Below are 15,332 nucleotides of genomic sequence, written 5' to 3' on the forward strand. Positions count from 1 at the left end.
CTGTCGACATCGATTACGCCAGAACAAGGAATTCGAAGAAAGCTCATGGCGAAACAGGACGAACTTGTATTTCTCCCGCTCGGTGGCGTCGGCGAGATCGGCATGAACATGGCGCTCTACGGCTGGGGTCCCGCCGGTGCGCGCCAATGGCTGATGGTCGATTGCGGCGTTACCTTTCCCGGCCCGGACTTGCCGGGCGTGGACCTTGTCCTCCCGGACATCTCGTTCATCGAGGAAGAGCGCGCCAATCTTCGCGGCATCGTCATCACCCACGCCCATGAGGACCATTACGGCGCGCTGTCCGATCTCTGGCCGGGCTTGAACTGCGCGGTCTACGCGACGCCGTTCACGGCAGGGATGCTGGAAGCCAAGCGGTCCTACGAGCGCGAGCGCAATCCCGTGCCGATCACCATCTACAAGCCCGGCGAACGCTTCACGGTCGGCCCGTTCCAGGTCGAGGCAATTCCGGTCAACCACTCGATCCCCGAACCCGTGTCGCTCGCGATCACGACCCCCGCAGGCACCGTCATCCATACGGGCGACTGGAAGATCGACGAGGAGCCCACACTTCTTCCCAAGACCGATGCGCATCGCTTCCAGCAACTCGGCGATGCCGGTGTGTTGGCTATGATCTGCGATTCGACGAATGCCATGCGCGAAGGCGTCTCGCCGTCTGAGCGCGCCGTCAGCGACAGCTTACGCTCGATCATCGAGCGCGCCGAGGGCAGGGTCGCGATCACCACTTTTGCTTCCAACGTCGGCCGAATTCGGTCGATCGCCGAAGCCGCGCGTGACGCCGGGCGCCAGTGCCTCCTGCTCGGATCCTCCATGAAGCGCGTCGCCGACGTCGCCACTGAAGTGGGTCTGATGGAAGGCATTCCACCGTTTATCGCTGAAGACGAGTTTGGCTATATCCCGCGCGACAAGGTCGTCGTGATCCTGACCGGGAGCCAGGGCGAGCCTCGGGCAGCTCTCGCCAAGATCGCGCGCGACGAGATGCGCCATGTGGCGCTTACAGCCGGCGACACGGTCGTCTTTTCCTCGCGCACCATTCCGGGCAACGAGAAGGCGATTCTCGATATCATCAATGGCCTGGTCGACCAGGGCATCAAGATCATCACCGATGGCGCCGAACTGGTGCATGTGTCGGGCCATCCGCGCCGCTCGGAACTCCAGCAGATGTATTCCTGGGTCAAGCCGCAGATCCTCGTGCCGGTGCACGGCGAGGCTGCGCATCTGACCGCTCATGCGGAACTCGCCAAGGCATCGGGCATCAAGCAGGTCCCGAGGCTTCGAAACGGCATGATGCTGCGTCTCTCGCCTGGCCCCGCCGAGATCATCGATGAGGCACCGGTGGGTCGGATCTACAAGGACGGCCGGTTGATCGGCGACCTGGAAGAGATGGCCATCGGCGAGCGCCGCAAGCTCTCATTCGTCGGTCATGTCGTCGTCAACGTGCTGCTCGATGCGAAGTATGAGCTTGAACGTGACCCCGAGATCATCACCCAGGGCGTTCCGGCCTTCGACGACGAAGGAGACGCCATCGCCGATTTGCTGGTCGATGCGGCGATTGGCGCGGTGGACTCAATCCCGCGTGCTCGGCGAAAAGACCTCGCGACCGTGCGTGAATCCGTGCGTCGATCGGTGCGCGCCGAGGTCAACAATATCTGGGGCAAGAAACCGGTGACAACCGTTCTCGTCACCCGGATTTAGGGAGGAGACGCCGTGCTGGGACGTTTGAACCACGTCGCGATCGCGGTTCCGAACATTGCCGCGGCAAGCGCCATCTATCGGGAAACGCTCGGCGCCGAGGTATCGGCGCCGCAGTCGTTGACGGATCACGGCGTGACGGTCGTCTTCGTCGATCTCGGCAACACCAAGGTCGAACTGCTCGAACCCTTGGGCGACGCGTCGCCGATTGCCGCCTTTCTGGAGAAGAACCCGTCCGGCGGCATGCACCATATCTGCTATGAGGTCGAAGATATTTTCGAGGCGAGAGACCATCTGATCAAGGAGGGCGCACGCGTCCTCGGCGATGGCGAGCCCAAGATCGGCGCCCATGGCAAACCCGTCCTGTTTCTTCACCCGAAGGACTTCTGCGGGACGCTCGTTGAACTTGAACAAAGCGCGGCCTGACCGCCTCCAAGCCAAGGCACTTAAGCCATGTCGTTCTTTTCCGGATTTGCCGTCTATTTCATCATCTGGTGGGTGACGCTTTTTGCGGTGCTTCCGCTTGGTGTTCGCACGCAGGAGGAAGCCGGCGACATCACCCTCGGCACGACGGAAAGCGCGCCGCTCGCCGCCAGGCTGGGTTGGAAGGCCATGATCACCACATTGATCGCGGGCGTCATCTTCGGCGTCTACATTGTCGTGACTTCAGTCTACGGCCTATCGGTGGACAGCATCCCGCGCATCGTGCCGAATTTCTGACGAACAGACGAAGCGCATTTCAGGGAAGAAGAAAGCAAAAAAAAACAAGGCCAAAGCCTTGTTTTTTGAAGTCCCGCGTGATCGACCCGATTTCTCGGTGGCAGCGATTTAACGCGCCGGCGACCTGATCCTCCCAAGACTTGACCGCGAATGGGCAGAAATTCATCGATCTCTGCCTCGTTTGTGGGCACAAGCTAACGCACGGGGCTTCGAATGTCACCATTAATCTTCGAAAAACTGTCACATTTCGTCGCAGGGTTGTAGCCCGCTCGCAAATGATGATTGGTGCCGCCGCAACTGTGCTGGATGCCAAGCCATGCGCGGGTTCCCTTCAATCCGCGAAGCCGCTATGAACGCGCGTCTTTCCATCGCCAATTCGCCTGATTCCGGGGCTAGCCCAATCAGGCCACACCTGGACACATCATGCGCCTTTCACGCTACTTCCTTCCCATCCTGAAAGAGATACCCAAGGAAGCGGAGATCGTCTCGCATCGGCTCATGCTGCGCGCGGGCATGATCCGCCAGCAGTCGGCGGGCATCTATTCATGGCTGCCGCTCGGAAAGCGTGTGCTCGATCGGGTGAATGCGATCGTTCGGGAAGAGCAGAACCGCGCCGGCGCCATAGAAATCATGATGCCGACCATCCAGTCGGCTGATCTCTGGATGGAAAGCGGCCGCTACGACGATTACGGCAAGGAAATGCTGCGCATCGAGGATCGCCAGAAGCGTGCGATGCTTTATGGCCCGACCAACGAGGAGATGGTGACCGACATCTTCCGGTCCTATGTGCGCTCCTACAAGAGCCTGCCGCTCAACCTCTACCACATCCAGCTGAAGTTCCGTGACGAGATCCGTCCGCGTTTCGGCACCATGCGCTCGCGCGAGTTCATGATGAAGGATGCCTATTCCTTCGACATCGACAAGGCGGCAGCGGTCCACTCCTACAACAAGATGTTCGTTGCCTATCTGCGCACCTTCGCCCGGCTGGGACTGAAGGCGATTCCGATGCGCGCCGATACCGGCCCGATCGGCGGTGATCTCAGCCACGAATTCATCATCCTGGCATCGACCGGCGAGTCGGAAGTGTTCTGCCACCGGGATTTCATGGATTTCGACATTCCCGGCGACGACACGGATTTTGACGACGTCGCGAGCATTCAGTCGACGGTCGATCGCTGGACGTCGCTTTATGCGGCAACATCGGAAATGCACGATGCGGAGGCTTTCGCAGCCGTTCCCGAGCACTCCAAGGTGTCGGCTCGCGGTATCGAAGTCGGTCACATCTTCTATTTCGGCACCAAGTATTCCGCGCCGATGAAGGCGACGGTGACTGGCCCCGACGGTAAGGATCACCCGGTCCACATGGGTTCCTACGGCATCGGCCCGACGCGCCTCGTTCCCGCAATCGTCGAGGCGAGCCATGACGAGGGCGGCATCATCTGGCCAGCCGGCGTCGCGCCTTTCGATGCGGTCATCATCAATATGAAAGCCGGCGATCAAGCCTGTGATGCGGCCTGCGAAAAGGTCTATGCTGCCATGACCGCTACCGGGCTGGATGTGTTGCTGGACGATACCGACGAGCGGGCAGGCGGCAAGTTCGCAACGGCCGACCTGATCGGCGTGCCGCTGCAGGTGATCGTCGGTCCACGCGGCATTGCGGCCGGCGAAGTGGAAATCAAGACACGCAGCACGGGCGAGCGCGAGACTCTGCCGCTCGATGCGGCGATCAACCGACTGACTGCGACGGCACGCTGAACGAAACCGACGATCCAGAGGGACAGCCGACATGAGTGACGCGACCGCCGTGCCGGACGATGCACCCGAGGAGAAGACGCGTCCGGTTTCCCGATCGGCAGGAGCCTTTTCGGCATTTGAGCGCATGGTCGCCTGGCGGTATCTGCGCTCGCGCCGCAAGGAAGCGTTCATTTCCGTGATCGCAGGTTTCTCGTTCGTCGGTATCGTGCTCGGCGTCGCGACCCTCATCATCGTCATGGCTGTGATGAACGGGTTCCGCACCGAACTGATCGACCGCATTCTCGGCATCAACGGCCACATGATCGTGCAGCCGATGGACCGGCCGCTCGATGATTATCGGGATCTGGCCATTGCATTCGAGGGCGTCGAAGGCGTCGACATGGCGATCCCTCTCGTCGAGGGTCAGACGCTTGCGTCCGGCTTTCAAGGCGCGGGCACCGGCGCCATCGTCAAGGGTATCAGCGCCGAAGATCTGACCCGCATGTCCACCGTGTCGGAGAATATCCGTTCGGGCGATCTCGTCGGCTTCGCCGCGGGGCAGGGTGTGCTGGTCGGCTCCCGTATGGCAGAAGCGCTCGGCGTCGGCGCCGGCGACGACATCACGCTCGTAGCACCGGATGGCGATATCACGCCTCTTGGCGTGACGCCGCGGGTCAAGTCCTACCCGATCTCCGGCGTGTTCGAGATCGGCATGTCGGAATTCGATGCGGCAATCATCTTCATGCCTCTCGAGGAAGCCCAGCTCTATTTCAACGCCGAAGGGCTGGTACAGTCCATCGAACTCTTCGTCGACAACCCCGACATGGTCGAGACCTATCGGGCGGCTGTCGAAGAAGCGGCAGGTCGCCAGATCTTCGTGACCGATTGGCGTCAGCGCAACCAGACGTTCTTCTCGGCGCTCGAAGTCGAACGCAACGTGATGTTCATGATCCTGACGCTGATCGTGCTTGTCGCCGCGCTCAATATCATCTCCGGCCTGATCATGCTGGTGAAGGACAAGGGCCGCGACATCGCGATCCTGCGCACCATGGGCGCCACGTCGAGTTCGATCATGCGCATCTTCTTCATGACGGGCGCGGCCATCGGCGTTACGGGGACGATCGCGGGCGTTCTGCTGGGCGTCATCGTCTGCCTCAACGTCGAGTCGATCCGCTGGTTCTTCTCCTGGCTGTCGGGAACGACGATCTTCGATCCGGAACTTTATTTCCTGTCGCAGCTGCCGGCCGAGATGGATCCGGGCGAGACGCTGTCGGTGATCCTGATGGCCTTGCTGCTGTCCTTCATCGCCACGCTGTTCCCGGCCTGGCGTGCTTCGCGCCTCGATCCCGTCGACGCTCTTCGCTACGAATAGACCTCCGAACAGAATAGAAAATCCGCATGGTCCTCGATACCGCACCCTATGTGCTGCAACTTCAGCAGGTCGAACGGCACTACAACCAGGGCGACACCGAGCTCGCGATTCTGCGCGGCGCCGACTTTTCGTTGAAGCGCGGCGAGATCGTCGCGCTTGTCGCACCGTCGGGCGCGGGCAAGTCGACGCTGCTTCACGTCGCGGGTCTCCTGGAAAAGCCGGATGCCGGTGAAGTGCTTCTGGCTGGCGATCCCTGTTCCAACCTGACCGATGAGCAGCGGACGGATCGCCGGCGCAGCGATATTGGCTTCGTCTACCAGTTTCACCATCTGCTGCCCGAGTTTACGGCGCTCGAAAACATCATGATGCCGCAGCTGATCGGCGGGTTGCCGGAGAAGGAAGCCTCGGAGCGCGCCGCGCAGCTGCTGGATTACATGCGGATCGGCCATCGCGCCGGCCACAGGCCGTCGGAGCTTTCAGGCGGCGAACAGCAGCGCGTGGCGATCGCCCGCGCCGTGGCGAACGCACCGCTCATTCTGCTTGCCGACGAGCCCACCGGAAACCTCGATCCCGAGACGGCCGGCTACGTTTTCGAGGCTCTGGAAGCATTGGTGCGGCAATCCGGTCTCGCGGCACTGATCGCGACGCACAACCACGAGCTGGCTGGCCTGATGGACCGCCGGGTTACGCTGAGCGAAGGCCTCGTCGTCGACTTCTAGCGACCCAGTTCCCTCATCATCCATCAAGTTCGGCGCAGCTTTCGGCATGCGTTGTTCGCATCAACACGCTTTTGTGATCGCACCCGTCTTATCCCGCACGCATTGCCGCGCCTATTGGGACGCGGCGATCGATGAAGGGCGCGCTCGTCAAACGACAACAACAATCTGTCAGGAGACTGGATCATGAAGCTTTTTCTGGCCTTGGTGCCCGCCCTCGTCATCGGCGCAAGCTTTCCCGCAGCCGCCGAAGATACTGCATTCATTCAAGGTCTGTCCGGCTCATGGGCCGGTGAAGGCACGGCGCGGCGCACGGCCGATAGCGAGCCCGTCGGCGTGAATTGCCAGTTCACCTCCAGCACCGAAGCCCAGAGTTTCAGCCTCGACGGCACCTGCCGCGCCATGGCCATCATCCGTCAGGATTTGTCGGCCCAACTGACCAACACCAGCGGCACCAGCTACGAAGGCATCTATACCGGTCCGCGCGGCGGACAGTCGGCGCTTTCCGGTGCCCGCAACGGCAATACGCTCGATCTTCAGGTTGCTTGGGCTCAGGAAGTCAATGGCGACAGCGAAGCGCGCATGCAGGTCGAGGTGCCCGGACCGGACTCCATGATCATCCGCACGATCGACACCAGCCCCACCACGGGTGCCGAGGTCGTGACGAGCGAGATCAATCTCAGCCGGCAGTAACCAGCGCCGCTCTCTTCATTGTCATCCCCGCCGCGTCAGCACGATGAAATCGGTGCCTTTGCCGGTTTCCGTGCCGAGGCCGTTGTCGGAGATGGCCAGCGACGAGCCGACCGTCAGTTCTCGTGACAGGCGCTCGGCAACAGACGGCGTCAGCTGCAGTCGGTCGAGCGTCGATGCCAGATCGACCTGAGTGGCAGTCAGCGCCGTCTCGGGATCCAGTGCGGTCAATCCGGCGACGGATGGGGCAGGCCGATCGGTCAGGGTCAATCCGGACCATGTCGCCCTGCCGGCTGTGATCGCCGACACCGTGGCCAGATGCGCCCCCAGCGGGCGCTCCGGCGCTTTCAGATGCACGGGCATGTCGAAGATCGGCGTGAAGTCGCGCCGCGCGTAAAGATGCCCGGCTGGCACGTCGCCCTTTCCCGCCGCCTCGTACAAGCCGTCGATATCGGCCTTGGACAGAGAGCCGGAGGGCGTCAGTCCCGCTTCTCTCTGGAACCGGCGCAGTGCGTCGGTGGTTCTCGGACCTGCAAACCCATCGGCCGCGCCGGCATCGAAACCGAGCGTGTTGAGCAGTTGCTGCGCGTCGCGAGTGAGTTCGCGGTGAGTGCGGCGGGTGAGGAAGAGCCGCAGCGGCGATCGTGGCTCGACCGATCCCGCATCATTGGCCGTTGCATTCATCTGACCCGCAGACGCCACTTCCACCCCGTCGGCGTGTGGATCAAGCGTATCCAGCCGCAGTTCCAGATTGCCGGCCATCAGCCGGTCGTAGGGCGAGAGCGCGTCCGGCAAAGTGCGATGCCGAATGGATTGCGGGCTGATGCTTTCGCGCGTGATGATCACATGGGCCTGCAACTGCGTCATGGCGAAGAGGTCGCGCGCAAAGCCATCCGGCATGCGCACGCATCCGTGCGATGCGGGATACCCGGGGACATGGTTGGATGCATGAAGCGCGATGCCTGACCAGGTGAGCCGCTGCATATGCGGCATCGGCGCATTCGAATAGATGTTCGAACGGTGGAAGGTTCGTTTGTCGAGGATCGAGAAGATGCCCGTTGGCGTCGCATGCCCGGCCTTGCCGCTGGAGATCGGCGAGGACGCGATCTCGTCGACACCGGAAAAGACGACGAGGCGCTGCGTATCGAGCGACACACAGATCGTCAGCGGTTGCCTGCTTCCTGAAGCAGCGGCTTTGCGAATGCCGCCGGGCGCTAAAAGCGCGACGGACAGAAGGCCCAGAAAAGATCGTCGATCCATGATTTCATACTCGATACAGACAAGGGATCGTCCTCAGTCTGCCCGAGATAGATTTCAGGAGTCTTGCGATTGCCGCGCAGTGTCTGCCTTGGGAAACTCAGCGCGCCTTAAGCGTCGTCCCGCTCTGGACGGCCGCGATTGCCCCGGCCGAACGTGTATCCGGTTTCGACGCTCGACCGCCCGAATTTGGCCCGCACGCTGTCCATCGCGCTTTCGGCAATGGCCCGGCGGCCTGCCAGCGGATCGACGAGATCCGGCATGTCGGCACGGGCAAGATCGGTGAGATCGGAGACGCCGATGCCCAGGAGCCGGAATTTCGTTCCGTCCATTTCACGTTCGAGCAGAGACAGGCCGGTGCGAAAGATTCGGTCGGCATAGCGCGTCGGGTCGTCCAGACGCCGGTTGCGGGTGCGGATGCGAAAATCCGCCGTCTTCAACTTCAGCACCACGGTCTGCCCGGCGATGCCCGATGCCTTCAATCGATGTGCCACCGTCTCGGAAAGAGCGCGAAGAACAGGCACGAGATCGTCGGGACGGCCAAGGTCGCTGTTGAAGGTCGTTTCGGCCGAAACGCTCTTGGCGGCCTCGCGAGGTTCGACGACCCGCTCGTCGCGCCCGCGTGAAAGGCGGTAAAGCCGCTGGCCCATGGAGCCGTAGCGCGCCATGAGAGCGCCTTCCTCCATGCGCTGCAACTGGCCGATCGAGCGGATGCCGTCGGCGGCGAGCTTGTCCGCGAAGGCCTTGCCCACGCCCCAGACCATCGTCACGGGCTTGTCGGCCAGAAACTCGAGCGCATCGGCTTCGCCGATGACCGCAAAGCCCCGTGGTTTGTCGAGATCGGAGGCGACCTTCGCGAGAAACTTGCAGTAGGAAAGCCCGACCGAGACGGTGATGCCGATCTCGTTCTGGACGCGCGTCGCAAAGCGCGCCAGCGTTCGGGCAGGGCTGTCCCGGTGCAGTTTCTCCGTTCCCGTGAGATCAAGAAACGCTTCGTCGATGGAGATCGGCTGTACCAGCGGGGTCAGCGATTCCATCATCCGCCGCACTTCACGGCCGACAGCAACGTATTTCTCCATGTTCGGCTTGATGACGACCGCCTCGGGACAGGCCTCGAGCGCCTTGAACATCGGCATGGCCGAGCGGACGCCGGAGATGCGGGCGATGTAGCAGGCCGTGGAAACGACGCCCCGCTTGCCGCCGCCGATGATCACCGGCTTGTCGGCAAGCTCGGGGTTGTCGCGTTTTTCCACGGCGGCATAGAATGCGTCGCAGTCGATATGGGCGATCGACAGCCGATCGAGTTCGGGATGGCGCACGAGTCGCGGGCTGCCGCATGCATGGCAAAAGCGGCCGCTGGAGACGGCCGGCCGCAGACAATCCCGGCAGAAGCTCAAGACGGCGTCACCCATGGCGCGAGATTGTCTTCCTCTGGAACATAAGTTGAACACCCGCACGATAAGCGCTAGCGTTCAGATGCTCAAGACGTCGGAAGATCGAGTCGGAGCCTCAGTTGTCTAGAAATGCGAGGATCAGATCACGCGCCTCGTTCCAATCCTCGGCCTTCGCGACTTTCTCGCCCGGATGCGGCGCGAGGGCGCGAAACGTGTCGTTGGCCATGAGGTTGATCAGAAGAGCGTTCGGCAGCCGTTCGCGCACGGAGTGGAGATTGTGGAAGATGTCGTCGATGAAAACGACCTTGGTGTCGCGCTCGCCGTGAATGAGGTGAAGTACCGTGCCTTTCTCGTCTTCGGTCGCAATCAGCGGGTAGGGCATGTCGTGCGCGTCGAGAAGCGCGCGCCGAACGGCGAAGTGGCGTGGAGGCATCGCCGTGAGGAAAACGATGTCGGCGTGATGCTTCAAGGCAGCGAGGGTTTCGGCGGCGCTGGAAACCGGAGTTTGCCAATCATGCTGCTCGACGAAGAACGCCTCGATGCTGGCCGAGATGTCCCGATCCGAAACAGGCGTGCCGTCGTCGCGCCGAAAGACATTGCCATGAAGTCGAAACGACGAGGGCCGAAGCTCAAGACCTCGATTGTCGAGATAGGCGATGAACGGCGTAACGAATTCGAGCACGACCTCGTCGACATCGCAGACGATGAGAGGGCGACTGGACCGCGCCACCCAATCGAACTGAGCGAGATCTTCGGGAAGGACAGCTGGCATCGGTCAGAAGCTGTTGGTGTAGAGGCCAGGCGGGCCGGACAACGCGCGGTGGGCGCGCGCAACGCGCTCGGGCTTTTCGCCGGTTGCCGCGCAGAAATCCATCAGGGTCCGCTCGTGGTCCATCAGGAAGTCGATGAGCGCGAGGTGAAAACCGGGCTCGCCGGCGGACTGGCGCAGGGTCGAAACGCTCATTCCGGTCAGCGACAGAAAGCGACCGAGAAGCTCCGGTTCGTTCGCCAGCCAGCCAAGTATAGAAATCGCGATCGTCTCGGCCTCGGTCCCATCTTTTATGGGTTGTGTTGCATTTGATGCCAAGAGTTTGCTTTTCCTCAACCAGATGCCGATACGGTAAAACAGTGAAGGGAGCGGCTTCCGCCGGCGACGAGACGTCAGAGCCGAAGTGAACCGCTGATGGGAGTATCTATGCCCAAGACCGTTTTGATTGTCGAGGACAACGAGCTGAACATGAAGCTGTTCCGCGACTTGATCGAGGCGTCCGGCTACGAGACCATCCAGACCCGCAACGGAACGGAGGCAGTAGATCTCGCCCGCGCCCACCGACCCGATCTGATCCTCATGGACATCCAGCTCCCGGAAGTTTCTGGCCTCGACGTCACCAAGTGGCTGAAGGCCGACGACGAGCTTCACATGATCCCGGTGATCGCCGTCACGGCCTTTGCCATGAAGGGAGACGAGGAACGCATCCGCCAAGGCGGCTGCGAGGCCTATATTTCGAAGCCGATTTCCGTGCCGCGGTTTCTTGAAACCATAAAGACCTATCTGGGTGAGGCATGACCGCGCGTATCCTCGTCGTTGACGATGTTCCGGCCAACATCAAGCTGCTCGAAGCCCGGCTGCTTGCCGACTATTTCGAAGTTCTGACGGCCGTGGACGGACCGACCGCGCTGCAGGTCTGTGCGGCGACGCAGGTCGATCTCATCCTGCTCGACATCATGATGCCCGGCATGGACGGGTTCGAGGTCTGTGAGCGGCTGAAGGCCAATCCGCGCACCGCGCACATTCCTGTCGTGATGGTGACCGCTCTCGATCAATCGGAAGACCGGGTGAGGGGACTGCGCGCAGGCGCCGACGAATTTCTGACCAAACCGGTCAACGACATCCAGCTCATGACGCGGGTGCGAAGCCTCCTGCGGTTAAAGGCGCTCGGCGACGAGTTGCGCATGCGCGCCGAAACCGCCGAGCTCATCGGCACCCAGGATCTGATCAACGGCATCGACGGCATGGACAAGGCACATGTCCTCCTCGTCGATGAGCGCGTCAGCGCCCAGGAACGCGTCACCCGTATGCTGGCGTCGATCGCCGAGGTCGTGTGCATGTCCGATCCGCAGGCGGCGCTGTTCGAAGCAGCGGAACGGCCATACGATCTTGCCATCATCAGCGACAATTTCACCAACTATGATCCGCTGCGGCTTTGCTCGCAGCTTCGCTCGGTGGAGCGCACACGCTTCCTGCCGGTGATGCTCATGGCGGAGGCGGCATCGCATGCGCTGGTCACGCGGGCACTGGAACTCGGCGTGAACGACTACATCCAGCGCCCGATCGATCCGCATGAGCTTCTGGCGCGCGCCAACACCCAGATCAAGCGCAAGCGCTACAACGATCACCTGCGCAGCAGCGTGCGCGCGACCATCGAACTGGCGGTTACCGACGCGCTGACGGGGCTCTACAATCGGCGCTACCTCGACACGCATATGCCGGTGCTCGTGGAGCGCTCAAGCCGGCGCGAGCGGCCCCTGTCGGTCTGCATGATTGATCTCGACCGCTTCAAGTCGGTCAATGACACCTTCGGTCACCAGGCTGGTGACGATGTGCTGCGAGAGCTGTCACGGCGCATCAAACAGGCCGTGCGCGGCGCCGACCTTGCCTGCCGCTACGGCGGCGAGGAATTCGTGGTCGTAATGCCGGACACGGACGGCGCGCTGGCCGCTGCCGTTGCAGAACGTCTGCGGGTCAGCATCGAGGCCGTGCCGTTTCGCGTGAGCGCCAGGGCCGAGCCTCTCTCCGTCACCGCGTCTCTCGGCATCGCCACGCTGAAAGAAGGCGAGGCGACAGCACAAAGCGTCTTTCAGCGTGCCGATGAGGCGCTCTATGCCGCCAAGCGCAGTGGCAGGAACAAGGTCGTCGCCGACGCGGCTTGAGGCCGAAGGCTTCAGCTGGTCTCAAGATCGACCCTTTCCATTTCCGGAAAAAGTCAAAATTGGATTGTGCCAGACCCGCACGAAATCCCATCGACGTGTACAGGTTGCGCGGGCTGAGCCACTACACTTTCCCAGAACATGCCGGAGTCGCACTATACAGGGCTATTTTGGCGTTTTGCTGAGACTAAACCGTCCCAAATTAACCAAGCCCGCATGCGCTTTAGAAAATGCTTAACGGATGATTGATTTCCTTGGGTTTTTGCGCGAAGCTTTAAAGGTGAGGCGTTGGGACACTTCACCTACATAGCATACCCCGTGATGTTCAGGTCCGCCGCATCTCCTGGGTCATGGGGTCGGTCGATCAGAGCGCTCGGTCAAACGTGGATCCTCGTACCACGTCGAGCGCCTGATCGACCCCTTTTTACTGGCTTTTGGAGCCGACCTCCCAGCTATTCCCCAGCAACCGGCTCCCGCAACGACAAAACCCCGGACACGAAGTCCAGGGTTGCCAAATGCTCTTCCGACAATGTCCGCGCAGCGAACCGCGCGAAACGAAGACTTACTTGATCTTCGTTTCCTTGAACTCGACGTGCTTGCGCGCAATCGGGTCGTACTTCGTCTTGTTCATCTTGTCGGTCATGGTGCGGCTGTTCTTCTTCGTGACGTAGAAGAAGCCGGTGTCTGCCGTCGAAAGCAGCTTGATCTTGATTGTGGTTGCCTTGGCCATGGGAATTCCTGCTCGTCAAAAACGACGCCGCGGACAGCCATCCGGCTCCACGGCGCGAGAAACTTGGGGCGATACCTACTGATTGTCCCGCCGATGTCAAGGCGGATTAGGCTCCAGGTCGCATGTCGCGGCCGTGTTCCAAGGCTTTCAGCCGCGTGTCGGCCCGAAAACCATGCGACCAAGCGTCAGGAGCACGTAAAGGCTGAAGAAGAATCCGAGGGCGATCGCGAATCCATCGGTCCCGAAGATGTCCATCGCGATTCCGATCGTCTGTGGGCCGATGAGGGCGCCCAGCGCATAACAGAGAATGAAGGCTGCGTTGGCGGCTGCGAGATCGGCCCCTTTGAGAGAGGCGCCGAGATGTGTCAGTCCAACGGTGTAGAGCCCGCAGACGACGCCGCCCCAAACGAACAGCACCGCAGCCATAAGCCACCAGCCCTCGACGATGAACGGCAATGCAGCAGAGCCCGCAAGCCCGACCAGCGCCAGCAGCGTCAGCAGCATGCGCCTGCTCCTCACCCGATCGGCAAAGAGGCCTATCGGGATTTGCAGCAACACGTTGCCGAGGCCGATCGCCGTCAGGAGAAGCGCCCCTTCCGATTCGCTGAAGCCTGTGCGCGCCGCATAGATCGGGAAGAGCGCCAGTCCGCCCGCTTCGACGGCGCCGAAGACGAAGACGGCAGCCGTTGCCGTTGGTACCAGGAATACATAGCGCAGGAAGCTGCGCCGAGGCTTCTCCTCGATCCGCGGCGCTTCGTTGCGCGCGAGAGCGATGGGAATGACGGCTGCGAGCACGATCGCCGCGCCGGCGGCAAAGGGCAGCACCCCTTGGCTGCCGATCATCGCGAAGATGAGCGGACCGGTCGCGAAGCCGAGAGCCAGCACGGTGCCATAAACGCCGAGCACCAGCCCGCGCCGTTCCGGCGGCGCCGCGGCGTTGATCCAGAATTCCGACAGGATGAACACGATGGTGACGGCGCCGTGAAAGACCACGCGCAGCGGAAACCATGTCCAGAACGGCTCTGCGATGTAGAAGCACAGGCCGCTTGCTGCTGAAAGGCACAGCATCACGATCATGGTGCGCGCGACACCGAACCAGCGTGCGAGTTTCGGCGCGAGCGGCGCGGCCGCGATGGATGCGAGACCGGCGAAGGCCGTGTTGAAGCCGATCATCGATGAGGAGATGCCACGCCTCTCCATGATGACGCTGAGCAGCGGCAGGCCGAGGCCAATGGCGACGCCCACGGCACCGATGGCCGCAAGCGCGGCGATCAACGAAGACCACCGGATCGTGACACCGACCTCGGACCGCATGGCATTGCTCCGCATGGATTTCAGATGATGTCGCGCACGAAGGTGCCGTGCTTCACGTAGTAGAAGGGGACCGGTTGTCCATAGGGCAGTTCCGTTTCGGAGCCGAGCACGTTCTGAAGATCGTCGATGATCGTGCGGGTGATGCGCGGCAACTGCATCTGGTCGACGTCGGCAAAGCCGATCCAGGTCAGGTCCTGCAGTTCCTCGCTGTCGGAAACGTCTTTCGGGTCGGCGCCGATCTCATCCAGAAAACAGGCAAAAAAGCGCGTGTCGAACCGCCGGCTCTGACGGGGTGGCGTGATCGCCCGCGCCACGTAGCGGAGCGCGGAGAGGTCCGGTGCAAGTCCGCGTTCGGAAAAGCCGGTCCAGTCGGAATGGAGCCCGACCTTGCCGTCGCCGGCGATGACGAGACCTGCCTCCTCAAACGTCTCGCGGATGGCGGCGACGGCGAGCGCCTGCGCCCGCGCCGTGGTCATCGTGCGATCGGTCCGCGCCATGAGGCGTTGGATCACGGGCTCTTTGAGGGGCTTTGCGACGCCGACGCGAGAGTCGGCCCGATCGCGACGCCCTCCGGGAAACACGTAGAAATTCGGCATGAACGTATGGGCGCGAGCACGCTTGCCGACGAGGAATCGAATGTCAGGCCCGGCACGGTCGAGGAGGATGATCGAAGCGGCATCCTTCGGCCTCAGCAGGGGATGCTCGTTCGAGGTGATATAGCGTGTGCCAACTCGGGGCGCCTGGTCGCGCGCCATGCCAGTCATGTT

General features: G+C 61.9%; 16 protein-coding genes. 9 read left to right on the forward strand and 7 right to left on the reverse strand.

The window, feature by feature from the left end; all coding sequences use genetic code 11:
- Positions 1–45 precede the first annotated feature (45 nt).
- The 7 genes from GC125_RS10510 (at position 46) to GC125_RS10540 (ending at position 6,945) form a co-directional block, all read left to right on the forward strand.
- Positions 46–1,713, forward strand: a complete 1,668-nt coding sequence (locus GC125_RS10510) for a ribonuclease J (RefSeq protein WP_151985624.1) — start codon at positions 46–48, stop codon at positions 1,711–1,713.
- Between the two features lie 12 nt (positions 1,714–1,725).
- A complete protein-coding gene (gene mce, locus GC125_RS10515; protein WP_151985625.1) occupies positions 1,726–2,136 on the forward strand; it encodes a methylmalonyl-CoA epimerase in 411 nt (136 codons plus the stop codon).
- 27 nt (positions 2,137–2,163) lie between these two features.
- Complete coding sequence (locus GC125_RS10520) at positions 2,164–2,430, forward strand: DUF1467 family protein (protein WP_151985626.1); 267 nt, start codon at positions 2,164–2,166, stop codon at positions 2,428–2,430.
- Positions 2,431–2,853: 423 nt separating this feature from the next.
- Positions 2,854–4,185 (forward strand): proline--tRNA ligase, encoded by a 1,332-nt coding sequence (gene proS, locus GC125_RS10525; RefSeq protein WP_151985627.1) that lies wholly within the window; start codon positions 2,854–2,856, stop codon positions 4,183–4,185.
- Positions 4,186–4,216: 31 nt separating this feature from the next.
- Positions 4,217–5,536, forward strand: coding sequence for a lipoprotein-releasing ABC transporter permease subunit (locus tag GC125_RS10530; RefSeq protein ID WP_151985628.1), 1,320 nt, complete (start codon positions 4,217–4,219; stop codon positions 5,534–5,536).
- Positions 5,537–5,562: 26 nt separating this feature from the next.
- Positions 5,563–6,255, forward strand: coding sequence for an ABC transporter ATP-binding protein (locus GC125_RS10535; protein ID WP_126010644.1), 693 nt, complete (start codon positions 5,563–5,565; stop codon positions 6,253–6,255).
- Positions 6,256–6,438: 183 nt separating this feature from the next.
- Positions 6,439–6,945, forward strand: a complete 507-nt coding sequence (locus tag GC125_RS10540; protein ID WP_151985629.1) for a hypothetical protein — start codon at positions 6,439–6,441, stop codon at positions 6,943–6,945.
- A gap of 21 nt (positions 6,946–6,966) precedes the next feature.
- On the opposite strand, the gene GC125_RS10545 is transcribed toward GC125_RS10540, so the two are convergent.
- From GC125_RS10545 to GC125_RS10560, 4 genes are all read right to left on the reverse strand, one after another.
- Entirely contained in the window at positions 6,967–8,202 is a 1,236-nt protein-coding gene (locus GC125_RS10545; RefSeq protein ID WP_151985630.1) for a L,D-transpeptidase family protein, read from the reverse strand.
- 107 nt (positions 8,203–8,309) lie between these two features.
- The gene (locus GC125_RS10550) at positions 8,310–9,611 is read right to left on the reverse strand and encodes a DNA polymerase IV (protein ID WP_151985631.1); all 1,302 of its coding nucleotides are present in this window, start codon (positions 9,609–9,611) and stop codon (positions 8,310–8,312) included.
- 97 nt (positions 9,612–9,708) lie between these two features.
- Positions 9,709–10,365, reverse strand: a complete 657-nt coding sequence (locus GC125_RS10555; RefSeq protein WP_151985632.1) for a hypothetical protein — start codon at positions 10,363–10,365, stop codon at positions 9,709–9,711.
- A 3-nt stretch (positions 10,366–10,368) separates the two neighbouring features.
- Entirely contained in the window at positions 10,369–10,680 is a 312-nt protein-coding gene (locus tag GC125_RS10560) for a DUF3572 domain-containing protein (protein WP_286165460.1), read from the reverse strand.
- A gap of 108 nt (positions 10,681–10,788) precedes the next feature.
- Between GC125_RS10560 and GC125_RS10565 the strand changes: the two genes are divergently transcribed.
- Both GC125_RS10565 and GC125_RS10570 read left to right on the forward strand, forming a co-directional pair.
- A complete protein-coding gene (locus GC125_RS10565) occupies positions 10,789–11,160 on the forward strand; it encodes a response regulator (RefSeq protein WP_151985633.1) in 372 nt (123 codons plus the stop codon).
- Positions 11,157–12,524, forward strand: coding sequence for a PleD family two-component system response regulator (locus tag GC125_RS10570; protein ID WP_151985634.1), 1,368 nt, complete (start codon positions 11,157–11,159; stop codon positions 12,522–12,524). Before GC125_RS10565 ends, GC125_RS10570 begins: the two co-directional genes overlap by 4 nt.
- Before the next feature lie 559 nt (positions 12,525–13,083).
- Here GC125_RS10570 and rpmG read toward each other — a convergent pair.
- The 3 genes from rpmG to GC125_RS10585 form a co-directional block, all read right to left on the reverse strand.
- Positions 13,084–13,251 (reverse strand): 50S ribosomal protein L33, encoded by a 168-nt coding sequence (gene rpmG, locus GC125_RS10575; protein ID WP_126010637.1) that lies wholly within the window; start codon positions 13,249–13,251, stop codon positions 13,084–13,086.
- Between the two features lie 147 nt (positions 13,252–13,398).
- Entirely contained in the window at positions 13,399–14,565 is a 1,167-nt protein-coding gene (locus GC125_RS10580) for an MFS transporter (RefSeq protein WP_151985635.1), read from the reverse strand.
- A 20-nt stretch (positions 14,566–14,585) separates the two neighbouring features.
- Positions 14,586–15,320, reverse strand: coding sequence for an NUDIX hydrolase (locus tag GC125_RS10585; protein WP_151985636.1), 735 nt, complete (start codon positions 15,318–15,320; stop codon positions 14,586–14,588).
- Positions 15,321–15,332: the final 12 nt, after the last annotated feature.

The sequence above is a fragment of the Rhizobium sp. EC-SD404 genome, assembly GCF_902498825.1.
GTDB lineage: Bacteria > Pseudomonadota > Alphaproteobacteria > Rhizobiales > Rhizobiaceae > Georhizobium.